The 24220-nt window shown below is 34.0% G+C and carries 22 protein-coding genes, 1 pseudogene and 2 riboswitches; of the genes and pseudogenes, 4 read left to right on the top strand and 19 right to left on the bottom strand.

Translation table 11 applies throughout. The features are described 5' to 3' along the window. Nucleotides 1-6: 6 nt before the first annotated feature. The 12 genes from ACSVC9_RS02415 to purE form a co-directional block, all read right to left on the bottom strand. Nucleotides 7-1062: a hypothetical protein gene (locus tag ACSVC9_RS02415; protein WP_446898797.1), complete on the bottom strand. Its 1056-nt coding sequence runs from the start codon at nucleotides 1060-1062 to the stop codon at nucleotides 7-9. Between the two features lie 15 nt (nucleotides 1063-1077). Next, nucleotides 1078-2088 carry a phosphodiester glycosidase family protein gene (locus tag ACSVC9_RS02410; RefSeq protein WP_446898796.1) on the bottom strand — a complete coding sequence of 337 codons (1011 nt, stop codon included), beginning with the start codon at nucleotides 2086-2088 and terminating at the stop codon, nucleotides 1078-1080. 224 nt (nucleotides 2089-2312) lie between these two features. Then, a complete protein-coding gene (locus tag ACSVC9_RS02405) occupies nucleotides 2313-2879 on the bottom strand; it encodes a group II intron maturase-specific domain-containing protein (RefSeq protein ID WP_446898795.1) in 567 nt (188 codons plus the stop codon). An 88-nt stretch (nucleotides 2880-2967) separates the two neighbouring features. After that, entirely contained in the window at nucleotides 2968-4212 is a 1245-nt protein-coding gene (ltrA, locus tag ACSVC9_RS02400) for a group II intron reverse transcriptase/maturase (protein ID WP_446898794.1), read from the bottom strand. A gap of 507 nt (nucleotides 4213-4719) precedes the next feature. Next, nucleotides 4720-5586 (bottom strand): group II intron reverse transcriptase/maturase, encoded by an 867-nt coding sequence (ltrA, locus tag ACSVC9_RS02395; protein WP_446898793.1) that lies wholly within the window; start codon nucleotides 5584-5586, stop codon nucleotides 4720-4722. A gap of 467 nt (nucleotides 5587-6053) precedes the next feature. Beyond that, the gene (gene purD / locus ACSVC9_RS02390; RefSeq protein ID WP_446898792.1) at nucleotides 6054-7301 is read right to left on the bottom strand and encodes a phosphoribosylamine--glycine ligase; all 1248 of its coding nucleotides are present in this window, start codon (nucleotides 7299-7301) and stop codon (nucleotides 6054-6056) included. Between the two features lie 21 nt (nucleotides 7302-7322). Then, complete coding sequence (gene purH, locus ACSVC9_RS02385; RefSeq protein ID WP_446898791.1) at nucleotides 7323-8822, bottom strand: bifunctional phosphoribosylaminoimidazolecarboxamide formyltransferase/IMP cyclohydrolase; 1500 nt, start codon at nucleotides 8820-8822, stop codon at nucleotides 7323-7325. 41 nt (nucleotides 8823-8863) lie between these two features. Continuing rightward, complete coding sequence (gene purN, locus ACSVC9_RS02380; RefSeq protein WP_446898790.1) at nucleotides 8864-9478, bottom strand: phosphoribosylglycinamide formyltransferase; 615 nt, start codon at nucleotides 9476-9478, stop codon at nucleotides 8864-8866. Beyond that, the gene (purM, locus tag ACSVC9_RS02375; protein ID WP_446898789.1) at nucleotides 9466-10461 is read right to left on the bottom strand and encodes a phosphoribosylformylglycinamidine cyclo-ligase; all 996 of its coding nucleotides are present in this window, start codon (nucleotides 10459-10461) and stop codon (nucleotides 9466-9468) included. Before purM ends, purN begins: the two co-directional genes overlap by 13 nt. 39 nt (nucleotides 10462-10500) lie before the next feature. Next, a complete protein-coding gene (gene purF / locus ACSVC9_RS02370; protein ID WP_446898788.1) occupies nucleotides 10501-11907 on the bottom strand; it encodes an amidophosphoribosyltransferase in 1407 nt (468 codons plus the stop codon). A 24-nt stretch (nucleotides 11908-11931) separates the two neighbouring features. Next, complete coding sequence (gene purC, locus ACSVC9_RS02365) at nucleotides 11932-12639, bottom strand: phosphoribosylaminoimidazolesuccinocarboxamide synthase (RefSeq protein ID WP_446898787.1); 708 nt, start codon at nucleotides 12637-12639, stop codon at nucleotides 11932-11934. 4 nt (nucleotides 12640-12643) lie between these two features. Beyond that, nucleotides 12644-13123, bottom strand: coding sequence for a 5-(carboxyamino)imidazole ribonucleotide mutase (purE, locus tag ACSVC9_RS02360; protein WP_446898786.1), 480 nt, complete (start codon nucleotides 13121-13123; stop codon nucleotides 12644-12646). Between the two features lie 129 nt (nucleotides 13124-13252). After that, nucleotides 13253-13353, bottom strand: a riboswitch (purine riboswitch). Nucleotides 13354-13456: 103 nt separating this feature from the next. On the opposite strand from purE, the gene ACSVC9_RS02355 reads away from it, so the two are divergent. Next, a complete protein-coding gene (locus ACSVC9_RS02355) occupies nucleotides 13457-14041 on the top strand; it encodes a GDSL-type esterase/lipase family protein (RefSeq protein WP_446898785.1) in 585 nt (194 codons plus the stop codon). On the opposite strand, the gene ACSVC9_RS02350 is transcribed toward ACSVC9_RS02355, so the two are convergent. The 6 genes from ACSVC9_RS02350 to ACSVC9_RS02325 all read right to left on the bottom strand — a co-directional run bounded on the left by ACSVC9_RS02350 (nucleotide 13987) and on the right by ACSVC9_RS02325 (nucleotide 21214). Then, nucleotides 13987-14610 carry a YdcF family protein gene (locus ACSVC9_RS02350; RefSeq protein ID WP_446898784.1) on the bottom strand — a complete coding sequence of 208 codons (624 nt, stop codon included), beginning with the start codon at nucleotides 14608-14610 and terminating at the stop codon, nucleotides 13987-13989. The two genes, ACSVC9_RS02355 and ACSVC9_RS02350, sit on opposite strands and share 55 nt — an antisense overlap. Before the next feature lie 98 nt (nucleotides 14611-14708). Next, the gene (locus ACSVC9_RS02345) at nucleotides 14709-16139 is read right to left on the bottom strand and encodes an NCS2 family permease (protein ID WP_446898783.1); all 1431 of its coding nucleotides are present in this window, start codon (nucleotides 16137-16139) and stop codon (nucleotides 14709-14711) included. A 74-nt stretch (nucleotides 16140-16213) separates the two neighbouring features. Next, nucleotides 16214-16314: riboswitch (purine riboswitch) on the bottom strand. A 140-nt stretch (nucleotides 16315-16454) separates the two neighbouring features. Further along, the gene (locus ACSVC9_RS02340; RefSeq protein ID WP_446898782.1) at nucleotides 16455-18116 is read right to left on the bottom strand and encodes a TaqI-like C-terminal specificity domain-containing protein; all 1662 of its coding nucleotides are present in this window, start codon (nucleotides 18114-18116) and stop codon (nucleotides 16455-16457) included. A gap of 25 nt (nucleotides 18117-18141) precedes the next feature. Next, nucleotides 18142-19278 (bottom strand): metallophosphoesterase, encoded by a 1137-nt coding sequence (locus ACSVC9_RS02335; RefSeq protein ID WP_446898781.1) that lies wholly within the window; start codon nucleotides 19276-19278, stop codon nucleotides 18142-18144. Between the two features lie 15 nt (nucleotides 19279-19293). Beyond that, entirely contained in the window at nucleotides 19294-20670 is a 1377-nt protein-coding gene (locus ACSVC9_RS02330; RefSeq protein ID WP_446898780.1) for an MATE family efflux transporter, read from the bottom strand. A 94-nt stretch (nucleotides 20671-20764) separates the two neighbouring features. Next, on the bottom strand, nucleotides 20765-21214 hold the full coding sequence (locus ACSVC9_RS02325; RefSeq protein WP_446898779.1) for a MarR family winged helix-turn-helix transcriptional regulator: 450 nt from the start codon (nucleotides 21212-21214) through the stop codon (nucleotides 20765-20767). A gap of 192 nt (nucleotides 21215-21406) precedes the next feature. On the opposite strand from ACSVC9_RS02325, the gene ACSVC9_RS02320 reads away from it, so the two are divergent. Beyond that, nucleotides 21407-22567 (top strand): S1C family serine protease, encoded by a 1161-nt coding sequence (locus ACSVC9_RS02320; RefSeq protein ID WP_446898778.1) that lies wholly within the window; start codon nucleotides 21407-21409, stop codon nucleotides 22565-22567. A gap of 8 nt (nucleotides 22568-22575) precedes the next feature. Here ACSVC9_RS02320 and ACSVC9_RS02315 read toward each other — a convergent pair. Further along, nucleotides 22576-22764 (bottom strand): annotated as a pseudogene (locus ACSVC9_RS02315) (transposase); the annotation flags it as partial. 324 nt (nucleotides 22765-23088) lie between these two features. Here ACSVC9_RS02315 and ACSVC9_RS02310 point away from each other — a divergent pair. Continuing rightward, nucleotides 23089-23439: a peptidoglycan-binding domain-containing protein gene (locus ACSVC9_RS02310; RefSeq protein ID WP_446898777.1), complete on the top strand. Its 351-nt coding sequence runs from the start codon at nucleotides 23089-23091 to the stop codon at nucleotides 23437-23439. Between the two features lie 194 nt (nucleotides 23440-23633). After that, the gene (locus ACSVC9_RS02305) at nucleotides 23634-24191 is read left to right on the top strand and encodes a DUF4367 domain-containing protein (RefSeq protein ID WP_446898776.1); all 558 of its coding nucleotides are present in this window, start codon (nucleotides 23634-23636) and stop codon (nucleotides 24189-24191) included. The last annotated feature ends 29 nt before the right edge of the window (nucleotides 24192-24220 follow it).

Below are 24220 nucleotides of genomic sequence, written 5' to 3'. Positions count from 1 at the left end.
TTATCTCTATTCAAATAAACTTCCTATAATTTTGTTTTCATTCCTGCTTATTACTCCATAATTATATACCCCAATTAGATATCCATCATAATGTACTGATTTTCCAGTGGTGACCTCTGTTACAATATTTTTATCGGGATTGTTTATGTATATTCGTCCATCTCTTACAACATATATATTTTTCTTGTCAAGGGATGATGGCAATTGGTATGTCTTCCAGCTGTTCCTTGATTGAGTTAAATCAGCCACAAATATCTTGTTTATTCTGTTATTTTCCCCATTTCCTATGTATATACGGTCATTATTATCAGTCCCAAGCAAATAATGCAGAGCATTTTCACCAGTAGCTATTACCTGCTGGTTTCTTCCCATCCTTATCCTATTGGTACTTCTATCTTCATAGACAATTTGATCTCCATCCTGATTATTTATAGCAGCTATATTTCCAAGCTGAATACCACCGAATCTCACAAGATTCATCTGAGTCATACGATCTATTCTATATATCCTGCTTGTCTGTCCTTCTGCGCCAGATGTTACATAAGTTACATTGCTCGCCCCCGAAAAGGTTATATTCTTTACTTCATAATCGCTATTTGGCAAAAGTATTTCTAATACTTGATTTGAATCATTTTTACGTTCCGTGGTAGAATCCCTCTTTGCATCATAGGCTACAAACTTTAAATAACTTGAACCTGCCCTGGAAAATTTTTCTGCCATAAGTATCACATCACTGTCAAGATCCCATCTGTAATAGGACAATTCTGAACCATCCTCCACAGTTACTTCTTTTTTATCATCTTTATCTGTATCAATTACGTATATACTTTCACCTTCACAATAGGATATATAATTTCCATTATGGGATACTCTTATATTTTCTGCATCTTCTGGAATCTTTACTTTTATTTTCGTATGTGCCTTCTTAGATGATATGTCAACTTTTTTTATGTTGAAATTCATCTCGTCTCCCATATAAAATCTGTCTATGAAAAACAAACCTGCCAGTTCAAAGATTACAGGCATCAGTGTCCAGACAATTATCCTCTTAAGTATTTTCATCGAGACTACACTCCTCTAAGGTTTTACATATATTGCGGTAGCTACAGTTCTCTCACCATTCCAGTCACAAGGATTGTTTATCACCTCGCCATCAAAATACATGGTAGCAGACGATCCTCCGTCAAGACTCGTTGCATTTACTACTCCCCTCTGAAGGAGTATGGTTTGAACTTCCTTTAGTGTGGCACCAAGCTTTATACCTCTTCTTCCATCAATTACAACCATTACGATGGTACCATCAGCCTTTTGACCTATGGCAGTTCGAGGATTTCGTCCCACTGAATCCACAGAAACAGTTTTACCGTTTATAATAAGTGCATCCTGAAAAGAGAGGGCTTCCGTCACACCCTGGGACAGTAGATCATTCAAGCTGTGCCTTCCCACTATCAACTTTCCATCCGGAGTAAATGCCGCAACACTTGCCATCTTCTCGGAAGAATTAACAGGGTTTATACTCTTGCCCTCGGAGATTACAATTCCCTCGGGTATTCCTCCCGTACCTACCCATTGTTTGCCATTTGAGGCCCTGTCTGTAAATCCGCCGCCATTTATTGCTGCAACTGCATTATGATCCTGGGCTATTTCACTGGTTTTTTCCCCCACCTGTCCAAGTCTTTTGGTGTATCCTATCCTCATCCTTGTGGGATCTTTCACTTCAAGTATGTATCCATCGAATCTACTTCCTGCCCTACTTGGTATGTCATATCTCTCTATTCCCTTGTCATTTCGGTGTTCTATGCTGACACCGCTTTGATCTTCAGTTTCATCCCCAGATATTTCACCGCTTTTATTTTTTGCCATTATTTCATCTATTTTGTCTTTTGACAAAAATGTAGTTGCTATGTATTGATGAGTAAATGTCAACATTGCTGTGTTTACTACCATATCCCTTACACCTGTAAATGGGCCATAGAACACAAGTAGTGGTGACGTTACTACAACAATTATAAGTTCATATATGATAAAAAATAAAAACATCCTAAAAGTTTTTTTCTTTTTTCTTTTAGTCCTTTTTCGATTAGCCATATGATTTACCTCCATAAGACAGGTATAATTTGTTATAAAAACACTACAAATCATATTTTACTATTATTCACAAATTATTTCTACTAAAAGAATTATTTTTAATATAATTGTAACCTTTTATAGGTAAACAATCGAGTAGGAGCTGAATAATTATTTTATTCAGCGACCTCTCACACCACTGTGCGTACCGTTCGGTACACAGCGGTTCAATAAGAATTACCTAATTATAGATACCTTTCGGTTAATGTTATAAAGCCTTGCTTTTTAAGATGTTTATTAGATAGTGTCTTTGATAGAATAGGGCTGCAGGATATCCTCCAGTAGCCTTTTCTTGTATTTGCATATTCCCAAGCTTTATATTCATCAATACCAAGCCTTTTAAGATTATCGTGTTTTGTTTTGAGTTTCTTCCATTGTTTCCAATAACACATCCTAATCCTTCTTCTAAGCCACTCATCTAACGTCTTAAGTGTACTTTTCATATCTGCCAGTTTGAAGTAGTTAATCCATCCGATTATAATCTGTTTTAGCTTAATCGCACGGAGTTCCATACTCATAGCATTACTTCTTCCTGTTACTTCCTTAAGTTTAACTTTAAGTTTCCTAACAGAATTTTGATGTACTCTTATTCCCATTTCACCTTTCTTTGGATAAAATGTAAATCCTAAATATTTCAACTTCCACGGTCTATCGACCTTACTTTTATCTTTGTTGACTTTGAGTTTTAATTTCTCTTCTATAAACCTTGTTATACTTGCCATTACTCGATATGCTGCCTTTTTTGTTTTCAAGTATATATTACAGTAAGTAAACCAAGGGAACTTCCCCCTTAGTTTCTTTCAGAACCGTACGTGAACCTCTCAGCTCATACGGCTCCCATTATTCAGTCGTTGGTAATATCCCTAATTTCCACTGTGCAAACAATTTTCTATCTCTTAGTGCAATACTTCCTAACCAATACTCTGCTTTCCTTCTATGTTTTCGTTTCTTGTATTTCCTACGAACCCATTTAACTAAGCATCCATTGATATATCTAAGTACTCCATACATTTCAGATTTATAGAAATGTGTGTAATAGTTAATCCATCCCTGTATCTGTCTATTAAACATATTCGATATATCCCACAAATCCTTGTCTACCTTAAGTTGCAGTTTCCATTCCCTTACTTCCTTGCGAATTGCTTTCTTTGCCTTTTCTGCTATCGCAGGTAAAAAGCTTGTAAAATATCTACCATATTTGTTCTTGACACCTCTCGGTTTAAATGTGTACCCAAGAAAATTAAATGATATATTAGGATAATCTCCTTTTCTATCATCATCTTTACAGTATACAATTCTTGTTTTCTCAAGATTTAACTGTAATCCATATTGTTCAAACCTTGCCTGCACTCTTCTCTGTAGATATTTTGCTTGCTTCAAGGATACACAGTGTGCTACTGCATCATCAGCATATCTGGCCCAAGGAATCGTTTTGAATTCTTTCACCATAAAATCATCAAATACATAATGTAGGAAAAGATTTGCAAGTACTGGGCTAATGACACCACCTTGCGGTGTACCAGAATTTCTCGGAACTATTGCTCCATCTTTCATTCGAAATGGTGCAGTCAACCACCTCTGAATGTATAAAATAACCCATTCTTTTTGAGTGTGCTTCTTTACCATTTTTATTAAAATATCATGCCTAATGTTATCAAATAGGCCTTTAATGTCAAATTCAAGAACCCAGTTTTTCCTCCAACACCTCATTCTAGTGACCTGTAATGCTTGTATTGCTGATTTATTTGGTCTGTATCCGTAAGAATCCTTGTAAAATATAGCCTCTACTTGTGGTTCAAAGTATAATTTTGCTACCATCTGTGCAATTCTATCTTCAACAGTAGGAATACCCAATATTCTGGTTCCACCATTCTTCTTTGGAATTGCTACAGCTTTAACAGATTTAGGAAAATAACTTCCTGATGACATCCTATTCCATATTTTATAGAGATTATTCTTTAAGTTCTTTTCAAAATCTTCTATGGATTGTTCATCAACTCCATATGTTCCTTTGTTTGCTTTCACTTTCTTGTAGGCTGTAAATACAGCTCTTTTAGAGATATTAAACGGCTTTGTTTCTTGCATAAGTTCCTCCTCCTTTCAAAGTTGACTTATTCTCGAAACTGAATAACTTGAAGTCCTTCGCTCCACCTCCATTACAGAAGCTTCATTACTACTATGACTCAATCTGTCCCCATACTCGCATTGATACTCTTTTCTTACGGTTCTTCCGCTTGAAATACTCTCTTAACATCGAGCCGTGGGTTCCCACGTTCCATACAAACGCCTATGCTAAAGTCATGCCACCTTTATGCCGTCCACCGCCTAATCGGTAAACAGGTTTCCTCTAGACTTATCCTAGGTTAACGACTACCCCCTAGTTTTGATGGAATCTATACGCTTTCGACACTTTCATAAGTGGTTCATATGGTCATTCATCTCTTTAGCACCCACTTGACAGTTATGTACTGCCTTTTCCCTAGCGCTTAATACCATAGCTTTTGACTACAGCATCTTAGGGTAGTTTGAAATCTCCACCTGTATGGCGATTTCGGTGGGCCTACCACCATCATTTGTATAGCATAGCTATCTTCAGGTAACCCTTTGGGTTTCCTGGAAGCGCCTTCGTGGCGCACAGTCGTCAGCGTACCTACAGAAATGTAGTCCTCGCTTTTCTAATTCTTTATCCAGTTCATTTAACATGACATTGCTTAGCAATGGTGAGAGATTTCCACCTTGTGGAACGCCTCTTTTTGTAATGCTAAAAATACCTTTTTCCATTACACCTGCTTGTAGATATTTTCTTATTAAAGATATTACCCTAATATCTTTTATTTCTTCATAAATCAATCCAATTAATTTATCATGATTTACAGTATCAAAGTATTTCTCTAAATCAATATCTACTGCCCATCTATAGCCATTGTCCATGTATTCTTTACATTTTAGAATTGCTTGATGAGCACTTCTATTTGGTCTAAATCCATAACTTTTATCTGAAAATTTCTTTTCAAATATTGGACTTAATATTTGAGCAATAGCTTGTTGTATTACTCGGTCTACAGCCGTTGGTATACCTAGTGGTCGTTTCTTTCCATCAGACTTTGGAATTTCCACTCGTCTTACTGGATTAGGCTTATAACTACCTTCTAATAATGATTGCCGAAGGCTGGCACCCGTTTCCTTTAGGTATTGTAGAAGTTCATCTACATTCATACCATCAATTCCATGGCTGCCTTTATTGGCTCTAACTCTCTTAAATGCTTGATTTAAGTTATTTCTGTCAACAATTCTCTCAAGCAATTCATTATTGTATCTACTTTTGGCGTTCTGTTGCTTTTTTAACGTCAATGAAATGCTCGGCGCTCCTACATATTCTTTGAGTTCCACTCTATCCTTTTGTAGGTAACCTTCATTATGAAGTTGTCTGCTGTTATCACATTTCTCTGTGTTTTTCAAAGTTTCAAAACCTCCTATTGTTCAGTCCTTCCCACGCTAACGCGTTTTACGTGGTACTATGACATCTGCTGACTTCTGACAGTTCAGCCACACATTACTGTATGGGTTGTTATTTCTAAATTCATATCTGTAACTTATCTGTCAGATCTCCCCAGGTAAGAACGCAATCTTTCACTCTATCTATCTGCTACATTTACACCGCCTGTTTTTGGATAGTTTAGGGCTTCATTTTGTTATGCAAACTTACCCACAGACATATGCCTTATATGTAGTTTCTGTCCGTCAGACCAGAGTTTTGCTACCGACTTCCTTCAGATTCCACGTCACCATGGACACCCTTGTCTTAAGCTATGCACTTGGCACTATCAACCCGTGCTTGGGACTTTCACCCATTAGATTGCGCCCATGCTGGGCGCACATAAAAAACACTTTAGAAATATATTTCCAAAGTGTTTTACCTAAAATAACTATTCTCCTATATCGCTTCTAAAATATTTCCCTTTAAATTCTATATTTTTCAGACTATCATAGGCTGTCTTAACTGCAGACTCAAGACTTTTACCAAGTCCATAGGTACATAGAACTCTTCCACCATTTGTCTTGAATATTCCTTCATCTTTCTTAACTCCAGAAGCAAATATATTTTTCACCGATTCCATACCTTTTATCTCAAAACCGACCTGATATTTTAAAGGATATCCGTTTGATACAGCAACTACACAGCAGCAACTCCCACTATTCCATTCTAAATTAAAATCAGATAAATTACCTTCTAATGAAGACTGTATAAGTTCTACAAGGTCGCTTTTCATAAGTGGAAGAACTGCTTGGGTTTCAGGGTCTCCCATTCTAACATTGTATTCTAGAAGATATGTTCCATTTTTAGTTATCATAATTCCAAAAAATATTATTCCCTTGTAATCCAGATTTTCGCTTTTTATACCTTTTAAAGTTGGATCCATTATATTCTTCTTGAAATCTTTAAGTATTTCCTCACTACAGTAAGGATTCGGAGCAATTGCACCCATTCCCCCGGTATTTGGTCCCTTCCCACTGTCATATATCTGTTTATGATCCTTAGCAGATATAAAGGGAGTTATACAATTTCCATCAGTTATAGAAAGTATAGATGCCTCTACACCTTCAAGAAATTCTTCTATAATAATCTTTTTGCCAGAACCTTTAAATATGTCATTTACCATGAAATCCTCTATACTTTTATAAGCTTCATCATAATTCTCACATATGGCAACACCTTTACCTGCAGCCAGTCCGTCAGCTTTTACAACTACAGGATATCTGCATCTTTTTATATATTCAACGGCACTATCAGCATTTTCAAAACTTTCATACTCTGCAGTTTTTACTCCGTATTTTTTCATAAAATTCTTGGCATAGGTCTTGCTTCCCTCAAGCTTTGCAGCTTCTGCATCAGGTCCAAATATTGCAAGTCCATTACTTCTAAATTTATTTACTATTCCGGCAACTAGTGGGACTTCAGGGCCAACAATAGTCAAATCTATATTTTTTTCTATAGCAAAATTACACAACCCGTTTATATCGTCATCTTTAATGTTCAAATTCACACATTTATCCTCTAGATCTGTACCTCCGTTTCCCGGAGCACAAAATATAGTATCCACACTCTCATTTTGTGCTGACTTCCATGCTATGGCATGTTCTCTTCCGCCTGATCCAATTACAAGTATTTTCACAGAGCTTCCCTCCTATATACTCTAATGTTTGAAGTGTCTTACACCAGTAAATATCATAGATATACCATTTTTATTACATTCTTCTATGGAATCCTTATCTCTTATAGAACCCCCAGGTTGTATTATAGATTTTATTCCATGTTTTGCAGCTTCTTTTACTACATCTCCAAATGGGAAAAACGCATCAGATGCCAGAACAACACCGTCACCAGCCCTATCTAAAGCCTGACAGGTAGGCCATATTCTATTAACCTGTCCTCCACCAATTCCTTTTGCCATAAAATCTTTTGCTACTACAATGGCATTTGATTTTACATATTTACAAATTTTCATGGCAAAGATCAGATTGTCTATCTCATTTTCACTAGGTCTTTTCTCTGTAACTACTTCCATTTTATCAGTAAGTTTATTATCTGAAGACTGAAGAAGTACTCCTCCATCAACTTTTGCAATTTCAAGCCCATTGGTAGGTTTGGCATTACATTTTATTATTCTCAAATTTTTCTTGTTTTTAAGTATCTCAACTGCTTCATCCTCAAAATCCGGAGCAATGACTATTTCAAGAAATATCTTGCTTATCTCCTTTGCCGTTTCTATATCCATTTTCCTGTTTACAGCCACGATTCCTCCAAATATTGAAGTAGAATCACAACTATAAGTTTTAGTATAAGCTTCACACAGTGACCTTCCTATAGCCGCACCACAGGGGCTGTTGTGTTTTACAGCTACACAACATGTTTGCTCAAATTCATTTACTGCTTTCCATGCAATATCCATATCTTTTATATTATTATACGATAGTTCTTTTCCATTTAACTGTTGGAAATTTTTCATGGGAGCTTTCCCGGAAGTTGATACATAATAAGCTGCACTCTGGTGAGGATTTTCACCATATCTTAGAATTGATGACTTTTTATAGGAAAGAGACAGATATTCAGGATATTCTTCATCCAAAAGAAAATTTGAAATAGAAGCATCATAGGCTGACATAAGATTAAATACTTTTCCTGCCAATTTCCTTCTATCATTAAAATCTATATCATTCTTTTCTTTTAAATCCTTTATGACTTTAGAGTAGTCTTCCACATCTGTAAGCACAACTACATCCTTAAAATTCTTTGCTGCTGCCCTTATCATAGTTGGACCACCTATATCTATAAATTCAATTTTCTCTTCAAAACTTATGTTACTGTCAACCTTATCAAAAAAAGGATATAAATTGACTACAACCATATCTATTGGAGTTATATTTTTCTCCTTCAATGTATCCATATGTTTCCTGCTATCACGTCTTGCAAGTATTCCTGCATGGATTACAGGGTGCAGTGTTTTTACCCTGCCGTCAAGTATTTCATCAAATCCTGTAATTTTAGATATTTCTGTAGCAGGAATGTCATTGTCTTTCATGTATTTATAAGTACCACCTGTAGATATTATTTCCACATCTTTACTTATTAAAAACTGTGCCAATTCTAAAAGCCCACTTTTATTATATACACTTATCAATGCACGTTTTATCATAATATACATAACCTCCACAATTCATTTTGAACTTAATGAATTTAGTCCAAAATTTTAACTTTTCTTCCTGAAATTTTAACTTTTCCAAGAGAAATAAGCTTTACAACCTCAGGAAGCACCCTGTGTTCTTCTTCCAGTATTCTTGACTGAAGAGTTTCTGCCGTATCATCAAAATGCACCGGAACTACAACCTGGGTTATTATAGGTCCACTGTCCGTACCAGTATCTACAAAATGCACAGTACATCCAGAAACCTTTACACCGTATTTAACTACCTTTTCATGAACCTTGATTCCATACATACCATGCCCACAAAAAGACGGTATAAGTGATGGGTGAATATTTATAATCCTGTTTTCAAACTTTGAAATCAATTCACCCTTAAGTATGGAAAGCCATCCCGCACATACTATCAAATCAACCTTTCCATCCAGCACCTTCAATATACATGATGAAACATCATTTCTGTATACTTTTTTGTCAAAGATATACGTTTTTATATTGTTCTTCTTAGCTCTAGAGATGGCATAAATACCATCTCTATCACTTATTACAGCCTCTATAGAACAATCTGAAATATAGCCGCTGTTCACTGCATCTATTATGGACTGAAGATCTGTTCCACCACCTGATACCAAAACAGCTATTTTAAACATACTTTTTTATCTCCTCTTTCTACATTTCCAATTATATAAGCTTTCTCTCCCATTTCTGAAAGTTTGTCAATTATTCTGTTTGTATCCTGGGGAGCAATACATAATACAAAACCAATACCCATGTTATATGTATTATACATTTCCTCTTCAGGTACTCCAAGCCTCATTATATATTTAAATATCTCCGGGACCTCAAAGCTCTTTCTGTCTACAACCGCAGTAAAATTATCCTTGAACATTCTTGGTATATTTTCAAAAAAGCCCCCTCCTGTTATATGAGCCATCGCCTTGATGTGAAAATTTTTTAGAAGCTCAAATACAGGTTTTACATATATCCTTGTAGGAACAAGTAATTCATCCGCAAAAGTTCTATCCAGGAAATTAGCGTCCAAATCCGTTATAAGTTTTCTAACCAGTGAGTAGCCGTTACTATGAACTCCACTAGAAGCTATTCCTATGAGTACATCCCCATCCTTCACAGAACTTCCGTCTATTATATCCTCTTTTTCCACAACACCAACAGAAAATCCTGCTATATCATATTCCCCTTCAGAATAGAAGCCCGGCATTTCTGCCGTTTCACCACCGATCAATGCACATCCTGCCTGAATACATCCATCTGAAACACCTTTTACTAGATCAGCAGAAATTTCCGAATTCAATTTTCCACAGGCTATATAGTCAAGAAAAAATATCGGTTTTGCACCATGACATAATATATCATTTACACACATTGCCACACAATCTATTCCAACTGTATCATATTTTTTCTTGTGAAATGCTATTTTTAATTTTGTTCCAACTCCATCCGTTCCAGAAACAAGCACAGGATTTTCATATTTTCCGAGCTCAAACATTCCTGCGAAACTTCCCAATCCATTTAAAACCCCAGGGATAAAAGTAGCAGCCGAGTATTTTTTTATCAATTTTACAGATTTATATCCCTCTTTAATATTAACACCGGAATCCTTATAGGTTATCACTATTGTACCACCCCTTGAAATATTTTGATTTTATCTTAATTATACCAGAGTTTTATATTCTTTATCCGGAGTAGGCATTGGATATTCTCCATTAAAACATCCAAGACAATAATCCTTTTTCTTATTCTTGCCAAATGATTCTATCATTCCCGAAATACTTATATAAGCCAGACTATCCGATCCTATCTTTTTATTTATTTCCTCTACAGAAAAATTGGCTCCAATAAGTTCTTTTCTGTAAGGAGTATCAATCCCAAAATAGCATGGATACTGGACTACAGGCGAAGATACCCTGAAATGGACCTCTCTTGCGCCCGCCCTTCTAAGTATCTCAACAAGTCTTTTGCTTGTGGTTCCTCTTACAATTGAGTCATCAACAATAACTACTCTTTTACCCTCTACGTTCATTTTAAGAGGATTTAATTTAACTGAAACTGCTCTTTCCCTAAGCTCTTTCGAAGGAGCTATAAAAGTTCTTGCTATATACTTGTTTTTTATAAAACCTATTCCATATGGTATTCCAGATGCCTCTGCAAATCCAACTGCAGCAGGTATGCCGGAATCGGGGACTCCAATTACAACATCTGCATCTACAGGACTTTCACTGTAAAGTATCTTTCCAGCTTTTACTCTTGAAGAATATACATTTATACCATCTATCGTGCTGTCCGGTCTCGCAAAATATACATATTCAAAAGCGCAGGTCTTGCATTCTATCCTGTTCGTAAATCTACCAGATTCTATACCTTTCCTATCTATGATTACAATTTCACCGGGGAGCACATCTCTTACAAATTCTGCTCCCACAGCATCTAATGCACAACTCTCAGAGCATAATATATAATTGCCACCCATTTTACCAATACAAAGTGGTCTTATACCATTTGGATCTCTTATACCAATCAGCTTATCTTCAGTTAAAATGACAAGTGCATAAGAACCTTTAACATTTTTCAATGATTTGGAAATGGCATCTTTAATATTTGACTCTTTACTATCTACAATGAGATTTAATATAACTTCCGTATCAGCTTCACTTTCAAAACAGCACCCATATTTTGAGAGCTCATCCTTCATCAACTTTGCATTCACCAAATTTCCATTGTGAGCTATGGCTATACTACCTGAATTATACTTTTTAACCAACGGCTGTGCATTTTCCAGATTACTGGACCCTGCAGTAGAATATCTCACATGACCAATAGCACTTTTTCCCTTCAGTTTTCCCAATATATTCTTATTAAATACATCTGCAACCAGTCCCATTCCCTTATAACAATTCAACTTATATCCATCGGATACAGCTATACCTGCACTCTCTTGGCCCCTGTGCTGCAGTGCATACAATCCATAATAGGTTATAGAAGCTACATCAACATCATCTTCTGTACAGAATATGCCAAATACTCCACATTCTTCTTTAAACTTATCATCTGAAATGTGCATTAGATTCTTTCCTTTCCATAATAATTATTTTCCACTTATTCTGCTGAGTATTTCCTCATAGGCTTCTTTTACATTACCCATATCTCTTCTAAATCTGTCCTTATCTAATTTCTCATTGGTTTTTGCATCCCAAAATCTGCAGGTATCAGGAGATATCTCATCTGCTAATACTATCTTTCCATTAAACTTTCCAAATTCCAATTTGAAATCTATTAATTTTATTCCCTGTTTTATAAAGAATTCTTTCAATACATCATTAATTTTAGCTGTCATCTTATATATTGCGTTTAACTCATCTTCTGTTGCAAATCCAAGTGCAATTGCATGATAGTCATTGATGAGGGGATCTCCCAATTCGTCATTCTTGTAGCTAAGTTCAAATACAGTGGTTTTGAGAGCAGTACCTTCCTCTACTCCCAATCTCTTTGCCATGCTTCCTGCAGCTACATTTCTTACTATTACTTCAAGCGGAATTATACTAACTCTTTTGCACAGTTGTTCCCTGTCGCTTAATTTTTTTTCAAAATGGGTTTCAATTCCATGTTTTTCAAGCAGTTCAAACAGCATTGAGGTAATCGTATTGTTTAATACACCTTTATCAGATATCTGTCCTTTCTTTTCTCCGTTAAAGGCTGTAGCATCATCCTTATAATAGATTATAACTCTATCTTTATCATCTGTTTCATATACTTTCTTTGCTTTTCCTTCATATATCATGCTTTTCTTCTCCATATTATTATAATTCCACTCCTTCTCCATTTTCTTTGATAAATTTTTCTTTCATGTTTTTCCTGTATTCAATCAACTTCTTTTTAATTTCGGGATATTTAAGTGCCAAAATTTCTACTGCAAGCATTCCCGCATTATAACTGTTATTTATTCCAACTGTAGCTACCGGTATGGATTTTGGCATCTGAACTATCGAAAAAAGAGAATCGAGTCCGGAGATAGCTGCATTAAGTGGAACTCCTATAACAGGGACAGTCGTACTGGCTGCAATAACACCTGGAAGATGTGCCGCAAGTCCAGCACCTGAAATAATACATTCACAACCTTCGTTTTCAAGCTTTTTAACTGTTTCTAGAAGTTTTTCAGGAACCCTATGTGCAGACAACACATAAGCTTCATATTGAATATCAAATTCCTTTAAAGCCCTGGCAGCCCCTCTCATCTTTTCCGTATCTGAACTGCTGCCAAATATAATCACTACTTTCATGTTCGTCCTCCTTAAATTTTATAAATGAAATTTATTTTAAAAGTATAAAAAGGCCCAAATAAATCCATATTATGAATCTATAGAAAGCCTTCAAGTTGACAAACAAATTTAAAGTTTGATTTTGTGCAAACTTTAAATGAATTTATCCATAGACGGGAAATTTACGGCTTCCTGTAGAAACTCCTAAACCACATTATTAGGATTATATGGATACTTAAATATTTATGATATAATTATATTAACATAGGAAATTACATTATTCAATATATTAATGCAAATATATTGAATAATGTTCGACATGATACGAATATTTAAAAGGAGGAAGCTTACATAATGAAACTAGTATGCATAGGTGATAGTTTAACTACTGGATACGGAGTTTTTAAAGAGAATTCATGGGTATCCAAGCTTGGAAATTATTTTAAAATAGAAATAATAAATAGAGGTGTAAATGGGGATACCACTGCCGGCATGCTATCCAGATCCTTTAAAGACGTAATAAGCTTACATCCAGACTTTACTTTCATAATGGGCGGCTGCAATGATATAATGTGTCTTCATCCTTTGAAAATGATAGAAGACAATTTTTCTGAATTAGTAGAAGAAACTATTAAATATAACATAATACCACTTGTAGGTATAGAACCTCCTGTGATAGGATCAATGGCAAGTATTCATTGGAGCGATGACTCAGATTATACTCAAATAGGCAATCTTCAGATAAAATATAAAAATTGGTTGATAGAATACTGTCAAGAAAATAAAATTAAATATATAGATTTTTTCGCATTGTTTTCCAGAGAACTAAAGCGTACACCTCCCGAAAAATTATTTATAGATGGAATTCACCCTTCTTCACTGGGTCATAAGATAATGGCTGATCTTGCAATTTCACAAATGCTTAAAATATTCGCCTGAATGAGGTAATATTTCCAAAGGGCAGGTATTTCCCTTATATAACCTTTAATCTCATGGCCTTTGTATTTTGATACAAAAACTCCAGAATAGCTACAATGAATATTCTGTTTTTTTGCCATCAGGGAAGCTCTTTTCAGATGAAATTTATTGGATACTATAACTGCCGTTTTAAATCCTTCTCTTCTCATTATTTTACTGGAATTTATTAAATTAGACATAGTTGATGCAGACTCATCCTCCATTATTATTCTCGAAGAATTGACCCCCTTGAAGATTAAATAATTTTTCATGGCCTGTGCTTCTGATATATTTTCTCCAATTCCTTTGCCTCCAGAAACTATAATATAATTTCCATAACCACTATTATACAATCTCAAGCCTTCATCAATTCTTGCCGCTAAAAATGGACTTGGAGTACTACCATAAACCTTGCATCCAAGGACAATTATGCAATCCGACTTTTCCGGCTTAGAGTTTTCTCCAAAAAATACAATTTCAAATCCGGTAATCAAGACGGCTACAAATGCTATAGTAGAAAAACACAATACACCCTTTAAAGACCTTTTCATATAAAAACCACCTAACTTTTAAACTACTGCTAATATAATAACACATTCAAAAATAAAATGACCAGTTAAAAATCAGTTATTTTAACCGGTCATTGATATTATGAAAGCATTGCAAATCTAAATATGAAAAGTGCTGCAAGTACATATACTATAGGATGTACTTCTTTATATTTCCCTGTAGCTACTTTTACTATTGGATAAAATATTATAGCCGCTGCAATACCATTTGCTATGCTGTAACTAAATGGCATAAATGCTATGGCAAAGAAAGCAGGAAGTGCTTCTGTAAAATCATCAAAATTTATTTTAGTAACTGCACTCATCATTAGTACTCCAACAATTATAAGTGCAGGTGCCGTAGCTTCAGTTGGAACAATTCCAACTAATCCACTAAAAAATAATGAAAGTATAAACAGTATTCCTACAGTAACCGAAGTGAGACCTGTTCTTCCACCTGCTGTCACACCTGATGTTGATTCAACATATGTATTAACAGTACTTGTACCGAGTATTGAGCCTATCGTAGTTGCAAGTGCATCCGACAAAAGAGCCTTGTGCATATTTTTAACTCTTCCATTTTTGTCAACCATACCTGCTCTTTCAGCTGTTCCAACCAATGTCCCTATGGTATCAAATAAATCCACAAGTGTAAATGTTATAATTACCATAATCAAACTTGTAATTGCACCAACTGCCCCTGCTTTTCCTATATCTAAAAGTCCCCGAAAATCAAAAGACATAAATGTAGGTGCAAGTGAAGGTGGCCTGCTTATAATTTGTATGCCTGATAGATGCGTTACTCCAAAAGGTATTCCAATTATAGTAGTTAATATTATTCCAATGAGTATTGATCCCTTGACTCTTCTAGACATGAGTATTGCTGTAATTAAAATGCCTATAATTGCAACAAGTACATGAGGTGTAGTCAATTTTCCAAACGCAACAAGTGTAGCTGGATCCGATATTACTATACCTGCATTTTTAAGGCCTATAAGTGCTATAAAAAGCCCAATACCACCTGATATGGCCAGTTTTAGATTGTGTGGAAGTGCATCTACAATCTTTTCCCTTATGGAAGTAACAGTAATTATTATAAATATGATTCCTGAAACAAGAACTGCTGCCAAAGCCTGCTGCCATTTGTATCCCATTCCCAAACAAACACTATAAGTAAAAAATGCATTCAATCCCATTCCTGGTGCCTGGGCAAAAGGAAGATTCGCATAAAGTGCCATAACAAAAGTTCCAACAGCTGCCGCTATACAAGTTGCGGCAAATACTGAAGCAACTATGGGATCATTGATTGCAGAAAGTCCTGCCTTAACAGCAGCATCCCCCATAAGGCCCTTTGCATTCATTCCTGCCTGCATTAGTATACTAGGATTTACAAAGATTATATAGGCCATAGTTATAAAAGTAGTTATTCCCGCTAGAATCTCTGTTCTAGCTGTAGTATTGTTTTCCGAAAGCTTAAAAAATGATTCTAAAAAAGATTTCTGTTGTTCATTTGAACCCTTAGGTCGTTCCATATTTCCTACCTCCAACACAAAAAATTAAAAATTTTAAAGCTTAAGTTGTTGTAACAACCAAGCTTATGTTAAAAATACCTAACGGATTCACCTATAGTCAGAGATTTTTGGCTCCCTGGTAGAAACTCTTGAACCATATTATCAAGATTATACAGATGATATCATAAATATAAATTTTACATTTATGATATCATCCTATTATGCACAAGTCAATATGTTTTTACTAAAATCAGCCTTATTATTCTAATCTATACACACTATATTAAATACTATAATGTTATAATTCGCTACATGTCGAATATTATATGTGTAAATCTATTTTTTCAACAATTTCAATATTAAATCTCTATCATCTTGACCTAATCCATACAATTCAAATATGTTAAAGTCCACTTTCTCCTGCAATAAATTTCTTCTCACATCGTCAGTACAGTTAATCATACTGAAAACCAGTTTTTCAATATTGTATTTTATATTATTGCTGCATATTTTTATTGGAATTCTATCCAGACTGTATTTTTTTATCTGAGGCATTGATTTATAATTTGTAACCAGAAAATTTCTATAATACCATTGCATTAACTTCGAATTTAATATACCTAAAATATACTCAACTGAAAATTGTTTATTCTTCGATATAATACCATATAGTGATTGCTCTATGACATATCCTCTATTATCTATAGCAGCTATTATATCCTTACCAGTTTTCCTCAATACTATTTTATTTTTATATTTGAGTTTTTCAATATTTTTAGTTCCACCTTTTATATTTTTATCTATAAAATTATAATAGTAATTACCTGATATACTGTAGCTACTTATATTCCTGCCTTTTAATATTTCTATCTGGGCCTTGCTGCGTCTAATTCCTGTAATTATATTTTTATTCCCGATAAAACCTGTAAAAGTAGTACATATATCTCTTAATTTACAGCTTTCTGCCTCAACAATATCCTTTATACGTCTGTACCTATTATCCAGGCTATAGCAGAATTCAGTATTTGGATCTTCTTTATAGTCAATTTGATTTACAGTATACCTTATTTTATCTTTCCCATCTACTATAATTTTATTGTTCATGTCATAATTATTTTCAGCTATAAAAATCATAACATCCGTATTTATTCCAGGAAATTCTATCTCAAATGCAAGATGAATAACATTATATCTTTCAAGTATATATTTTCTAAAATTCTTATACTGTATATTACTTGCAAATCTATCCGGAATTACAACCCCGACTTTCCCATTTTTATCTAGTAATTCAAAAGACCTTTTTATAAAATACTCATAAAGATTTGGAAGATATCTGTTTCCATCATACTTGTCAAGATAATATTTTTCCAGTTTATTATCTATTGTATTTTTGAATTTTCTACTAAGTGATACCCAAGGCGGATTTCCTACAACATAATCATATTTTTTACTCCAAAAGTCAACTATAACATTCAAATCCCGTCTTTCAGCACAAAAATCATAGTCTTCATTCCATTTTATAAGACTATTACAGCACACTACATTCAAATCCAGATTAAATTTATTTCGTGAAAAGGAATATAAATTATTTTTTGTCATTTCAACAGCAACTGGATCAATATCTGATCCAAATATACAATTTTTAAGTAAATGGTAACTTAAATTATTTTCGCTCCAATACTCATAACCAGATAGACTCATCTTTTCTTCAAATCCATCAATTTCATATATTTCTTTTCCAAATTTTTTTCTCAATGCTTCAAGATTTTTTTTAAACTTTACAAAAAGTAATTTATAGGCTCCTATAAGAAAAAAACCACATCCACAGGCGGGATCAAGCACTTTTACAAATGGATTTTCAAGTACATCAATATCTTTCATTGTATTTTTAAGCAAAAAATCTACAATATTATATGGAGTATAAAATGCCCCATTCTTTTTACGCCAGCTGGCATTCATTGAATTTTCATAATTCTGTCCCACTTTGTATCTATCCATAATTGTTCTTTCTCCATAGATCATTCTATTGAAATTTAATTACAGCCTGAACAATTTCCGATTTGCTTCCAAGCCTTATTGGAGGCCCCCATGTCCCAAATCCTGAAGACACTATACAATTAAATTTGCCTTCTTTCAAGTACCCATTATCCAATTTAAATACCTTTTTCGTTATTAAATTGTTCGGATATATCTGGCCCTTGTGTGTATGACCTGAAAATTGAACATCTACATTATTTTTTTTCACACTGTCCAGATCTATAGGCTGGTGATCAACAAATATTATCAATTTTTCAAAATTCACACCCTCAAGAAATTCCTCTACTCTTTTTCTTTTTCTTTGATTGAATATTTCACTATACCGGTCATCTCTTCCAGCTATATAAAATTTATCATCTACAAGCACTATATCATCTACAAGCAAATTTACACCTAACCTTTTATAAATTTCTCTAAGTTGTTTTGTATTCGATCCTATATATTCATGATTCCCATAAACAGCATATATACCATACTTACTTTCCACATCCTTAAGGGGTTGTAAAATATCATAAGCTTTATCTATATCAATATCATCATCTATTATATCCCCTCCAAGTATTAGGATATCCGGTTTCAGTTTGTTGACTTTATCTACCATCTTAATAAGCCTGCTTTTTACAATAAGCCTTCCCATATGAATATCAGATACCATGATTATATTTAATTTTTTCATACCACCTGCAGTTTTGTCAACATCCATATCGTATCTTACCAGCTTGGTGTGTCTTGCATTATAAGTTCCATAAATCAGTATTAACACTATTGCTAAGGCTATATAAAGATCAATGTATGCAATATGTCTATTTAAAGTCGCATAGTATGGAGTAAAAAATAGAAAAATCCTTAAAATTCCCATTATAACTGATGAAATAATTGCATATACAAGTGCCCCCAACCAATAGGCTCCAATAACATAAACTACTTTATCTAAAAAAGTTGGTAATAAATATTTGTTATATCTTCCTATAAAAAAGGAAGATATAACAAATATAAATACAATCCAGTAAAAATACAATCTAAACTGTGGCAAAAAATATTGAATTACATATGAAAATCTAAAGCCTATATACAAGTTTACCAAAATATATCCTATAAAAAATACACTTTTTCTTAAAAACATTTATTATCACCTTAATTATAATTGCATTCCAACATTTCCAGATGCCTCATTTTTTGGAGAATTAAACTTTTTAACCTCAAGCATTAGGAATACTGCTGTAAGTATAGAGGATCCGGTATCAGATACCGGCGCTGCCATCCAAACACCATTGAGTCCAAATATTCTAGGTAATATAAGCAACATAGGTATCAGTAATATAATCTGCCTGGAAAGTGCCAGAAACATAGATATTTTCGCTTTTCCTATTGCCTGGAAAAAATTTGAGCTTACTATTTGGAATCCTACTAACGGGAACATAAGCATGAATATTTTTATCCCATTTACAGATATGTTGGTCAAGCTTACATCTGATTTATTAAAAAGATTTACAAGTGCATGAGGGAAAATATGTGCAGACAAAGTTCCTGCTATTGCTATGGCACTAGCTGCTATAACCGCAAGTTTCAATGTCTCTTTTACACGCATATACTGTTTTGCTCCATAGTTGAATCCAATTATAGGCTGTGACCCCTGGTTTATACCAAATATCGGCATAAGGACAACAGTAACTATACCATTTATTATTCCCATAGCCCCTATGGCCAAATCTCCGCCATATATACCAAGGCTCCTATTAAATATGATGTTTACCACGCTAGCTGCCAGCTGCATGGCAAATGGTGCCATGCCTATAGTAAATATACTCATTATTACATCTTTTTTCAATACTAAATTCTTTTTTCTTATTCTGAGCATACTGTCTCCCTTGAAAAAATAATACAAAACCCATATCATATTAATCATCTGGGAAATTATTGTGGCAACAGCTGCCCCTTTTATTCCAAACTTGAATACATATATAAATATGAAATCAAGTATTATATTGCATATTGCTCCTATAAGCATTGTGCTCATAGCTTTCTTGGGATCTCCCTCTGAGCGTATTATATTATTAAGCCCAAACCCTATGATTTGAAATACTGACCCTGCAAGCAATATGACAATAAATTGTCTTGCATAATCTATAGTATCTACACTTGCTCCAAAGGATTTCAACATTGAATCCACAAATACAAGACCAAACAAGGTAACAATCGCAGATACTATAACAAGCAGTATCAGGGCATTTCCCAATATGAGCTCTGCCTCATCTTTTCTATTCTCACCTAGCTTTATGGAAATTCTAGCTGCCGCACCAATTCCAACAAGCATCGCAAAAGCCATTATGAGTATTACTATAGGGAAAGTCAAACTCACTCCAGATATTGCCATGGCACCTACTACTCTTCCTATAAATATCCTGTCTATTACAATATACATGGAATTTACAAGCATACCAATTATAGCCGGTATAGAAAATTCCAGCAGCAGTTTACTTATCTTTTTATCTTTCAATTTCTCTGAACGTTCCAAGCAATCCACCTCCTATATTTCAATACAAACAATTCTGTCACATACTTTTAAAAAACATTTAGCCTTCTAAACATATCAAATGGAGGTATATAAATCATTCCATATTTTTATATATTCTTTCCAGCCATACCAACAGAAGCTGTTTTTCCTCCTTTAAAAGCCCTCTGCTTAAAATTTTTTCTACTTCATCATTTACACTTGCAGATTTAAATCTCAGGTTACTTCCCTTATCAGTTAAATATATCCTATTTATTCTGGCGTCTTCCACATCCCCTTTTCTTATTGCCCATCCCTTTGAAACTAGTGTATTTATAAGTGATGTAAGTGATGCCGGCCTTATTTGCAACTCCATAGCTATTTCCTTTTGCGTAAGTCCATCCATCATCCAAAGCCTGGAGAGTACGCAAACCTGAGAAGTTGTCAATGATAATTTATTTAATTTACTATTATGCATATTAGTCATATTCCTGTAGATCATTCTTATCCAATGAGTTATTAAAGCTTCTGGTACATATGGATGACCTATTTTTTCATTACACGTCATATTAGTTAGCCTCCTAAACAATCGTACAATCTATCCTATAATAATAACAAATTATTGTCAACATGTTTTTATTATATAAATCCATTATAAATTGACATAAAATTGTAATACCTAATTAACATTTTTGACATAGAGCTGTCACAAATTAAAAGTATTATATAAATATAAATTTGACAAGGAGGTAGCTATATCATGGAGAATTTTAAAAAAGATGGAGAAGGATCTTTTAAACATAGATTTAAATTCAGGGGAGGTAAAATATTATCTTATATAGCCGTAGCACTAATAGCAAGTTTAATTGGCGGAACCATATCAGTAGCAGCGTTTTTGTATATAATACCAAATACAACCTTTTTCAAGAATACCCCGCTGTATGAAAGTGTTGCAAATTCAGTTAAAATTCCACAAACTCAGGTTTCCACTGTATCCACCAATTCAAATTCAAATAAAAGTGGTGGTCTCAGTGTAGCTGAAATAGCTAAAAGAGTGAGTCCAGCTGTAGTTGGAGTATCTGTAAAAACAATCTCCCAGGGCGGTTATTTCGGCTTTTCAGATAATGGAGGCTTACAGGAAGAAGATGGAATGGGCTCTGGTATAATTATAAATTCAGATGGATATATACTTACCAATTACCACGTAGTGCAGGGAGCTCAAACTGTCAGTGTAATATTAAGCAATAAAAAGGAAGTACCTGCCAAAGTAGTAAACTATAATGCAAATCAGGATCTTGCCGTTATAAAAGTAACCACCAAAGTTGCAATGCCGGCTGTTGCTGAACTTGGCGATTCCTCAAAAATGCAGGTAGGTGACCCGGTAGTTGCCATTGGAAATCCTCTTGGCAAGGAACTTCTGGGATCTGTAACAAGCGGAATCATAAGCGCTACAAACAGAGAAATAAGTGTTGGTGATACTTCTCAGAGTTTTTTACAGACAGATGCAGCTATAAATCCCGGAAACAGTGGTGGAGCCCTCGTAAATTCACTTGGACAGGTAGTAGGTGTGAACTCCGCCAAAATAGGTGGTGACGTGGAGGGAATAGGATTTTCTATTCCAATAAATACCGTAAAATCCAAATTGAGTGGTCTTTTAAAACCATCATTAAAAATTGGGATTGCATGTATAGATTCCGATCAGGGTGTTTATATAGCAGAAGTTGAAAGATCAAGTCCTGCCGAAAAGGCCGGTTTGCAGGTAGATGACATAATACAGAAATTTGACGGGAAAAAAGTTACATCGGTAAATGAAATAAATGAGATAAAAGCAAAACACAAATCCGGTGACACTGTTTCTATTGTAGTATCACGTGACGGCAAGACAAAAACTTTAAATCTTACATTAGCAGAATCCAAATAATAAAAGAGAATATAGATAGAGAGGGATTCATCAGTCGGAAAAACAGTTCTTATTTTTGTGAACTTTCTAAGCTGTCTGTTGAATCCCTCTAATGCATTTGTAGTATAGATAATTCTTCTGATTTCAGGAGAATATTTAAAATATGTTGATAATTTATCTCAGTTATTATACCATGAGTCAACAACTATACCATATCTAACGGACAATGCAATTTTGCATACTGATTTACAGAAATTTAGTGCCTTCGGCATTTCTATCTCTTTGTATGTCTACCTTTACGTCACCAACGCTACCTTTTAGTTATAAATTGGAATAAAACATTAAGGTATTATCTCCTTTATCCCTTTTTCGACATACTTTGATATATAACCTATGTTATAATAATTAAAAATAATTAACAAAATTTCTCAAGCATATTAATTTAATAAATATCATGTACTTAATTAAATTCTACAATATCAGTATTAAAATACAAAAAAAGGAGGGTAGTATAAAAATATTATAGAAGAGAGAGTATAGTTTTGAAAAAATTAAAATTTTTCTTAATAAGTTTCTTTAAAATTTTATTTTTAACTAATGTCAACTCTACACCCGTTTCAGCCGCATCTATGTATGACAATTGGGCTAATAATTCTTACATTGTATGGAATTATACAACTCAAGGAGGCATAGTTTATGCTGCTCAAAGAATACTTAATTCTGCTGGCATGGCCTTAGAAGTGCCTGGATTCAATATAAGTGATGGATATTATGGTACTAATACCTATAATGCTATATACAGATATCAAAGTGATTATGGATTGGGGTCTGACGGCATAATTGGTCCCAATACTATGGATAAGCTTTCAAAACCATACATATTATACTGGTAAAACAGGTTCTATACAAAATTACAGAACTCAGTATAATATAAATGCTTACGCATATTTTCAAAAAGATTACTATAATGGTTGGTGTATATATAATGAATCAACTGGAGATTATTATATATCAGTTATTATATAACTGATGGAAATCATTATACAATAAGAACTTATATACCATTATAGGATAGGAGTGAGATTTTATGAACAAATTAAAATATAAAAAAATAATTCTTGTAGTCACATTAATATCCGTTATTTTAATAGGAACATCTGTATTTGCATTTAATAATATAAAAGAATCAAAAAATAATAATGATTCAACCTCTCCAAACAAAACTATGTCATCAAAGAATTTTAACAGCCGATTAACAGATTTTAAAACTAAAGATGAAATTAATAAAAACATAAAGGTTAAAATTAAGGAACCTAAATATAAGCATGCAAATATGAAACAAATAAATGTACAAGGTCAGAGACAAAGTAGTAGCTTAGGGTCATTTGATTTAACTGTGATGACATATAAAGGAGATGACAATAAATATATCAGGATACAAGAAGCTCAAGATACAGGAAAACCAAAAGGTTTATTAGCTAACTCTAAGAAAATATCTATTAATGACACTGACGCATGGGTTTATGGTGATGAAAAAGGCGACAATTATAAGCAAATTATGTTTTGGAAAGATGGAATATACTATAATGTTGCATCAGATATAGAACTAAATGAATTAATAAGAGTAGCAGAATCAATAGAATAACAAAAAATAATATATACCTATTTCATGCA

The sequence above is a fragment of the Clostridium sp. LBM24168 genome (assembly GCF_052953915.1).
The sequence above is the reverse complement of the archived record's forward strand: the minus strand, read 5'-3'. Positions and strand labels throughout refer to the sequence as shown.

Bases quoted from the DNA above. Each gene is read 5' to 3' on its own strand.
- ACSVC9_RS02340 (WP_446898782.1), bottom strand. From the start codon at position 18,116: ATGGATAGATACAAAGTGGGACAGAATTATGAAAATTCAATGAATGCC.
- purC (WP_446898787.1), bottom strand. From the start codon at position 12,639: ATGGAGAAGAAAAGCATGATATATGAAGGAAAAGCAAAGAAAGTATAT.
- ltrA (WP_446898794.1), bottom strand. From the start codon at position 4,212: ATGCAAGAAACAAAGCCGTTTAATATCTCTAAAAGAGCTGTATTTACA.
- purH (WP_446898791.1), bottom strand. From the start codon at position 8,822: ATGATAAAACGTGCATTGATAAGTGTATATAATAAAAGTGGGCTTTTA.
- ACSVC9_RS02335 (WP_446898781.1), bottom strand. From the start codon at position 19,278: ATGTTTTTAAGAAAAAGTGTATTTTTTATAGGATATATTTTGGTAAAC.
- ACSVC9_RS02320 (WP_446898778.1), top strand. From the start codon at position 21,407: ATGGAGAATTTTAAAAAAGATGGAGAAGGATCTTTTAAACATAGATTT.
- ACSVC9_RS02410 (WP_446898796.1), bottom strand. From the start codon at position 2,088: ATGGCTAATCGAAAAAGGACTAAAAGAAAAAAGAAAAAAACTTTTAGG.
- ACSVC9_RS02345 (WP_446898783.1), bottom strand. From the start codon at position 16,139: ATGGAACGACCTAAGGGTTCAAATGAACAACAGAAATCTTTTTTAGAA.
- purE (WP_446898786.1), bottom strand. From the start codon at position 13,123: ATGAAAGTAGTGATTATATTTGGCAGCAGTTCAGATACGGAAAAGATG.
- ACSVC9_RS02305 (WP_446898776.1), top strand. From the start codon at position 23,634: ATGAACAAATTAAAATATAAAAAAATAATTCTTGTAGTCACATTAATA.
- purF (WP_446898788.1), bottom strand. From the start codon at position 11,907: ATGCACATTTCAGATGATAAGTTTAAAGAAGAATGTGGAGTATTTGGC.
- ACSVC9_RS02355 (WP_446898785.1), top strand. From the start codon at position 13,457: ATGAAACTAGTATGCATAGGTGATAGTTTAACTACTGGATACGGAGTT.
- ACSVC9_RS02325 (WP_446898779.1), bottom strand. From the start codon at position 21,214: ATGACGTGTAATGAAAAAATAGGTCATCCATATGTACCAGAAGCTTTA.
- purN (WP_446898790.1), bottom strand. From the start codon at position 9,478: ATGTTTAAAATAGCTGTTTTGGTATCAGGTGGTGGAACAGATCTTCAG.
- ACSVC9_RS02415 (WP_446898797.1), bottom strand. From the start codon at position 1,062: ATGAAAATACTTAAGAGGATAATTGTCTGGACACTGATGCCTGTAATC.
- ACSVC9_RS02350 (WP_446898784.1), bottom strand. From the start codon at position 14,610: ATGAAAAGGTCTTTAAAGGGTGTATTGTGTTTTTCTACTATAGCATTT.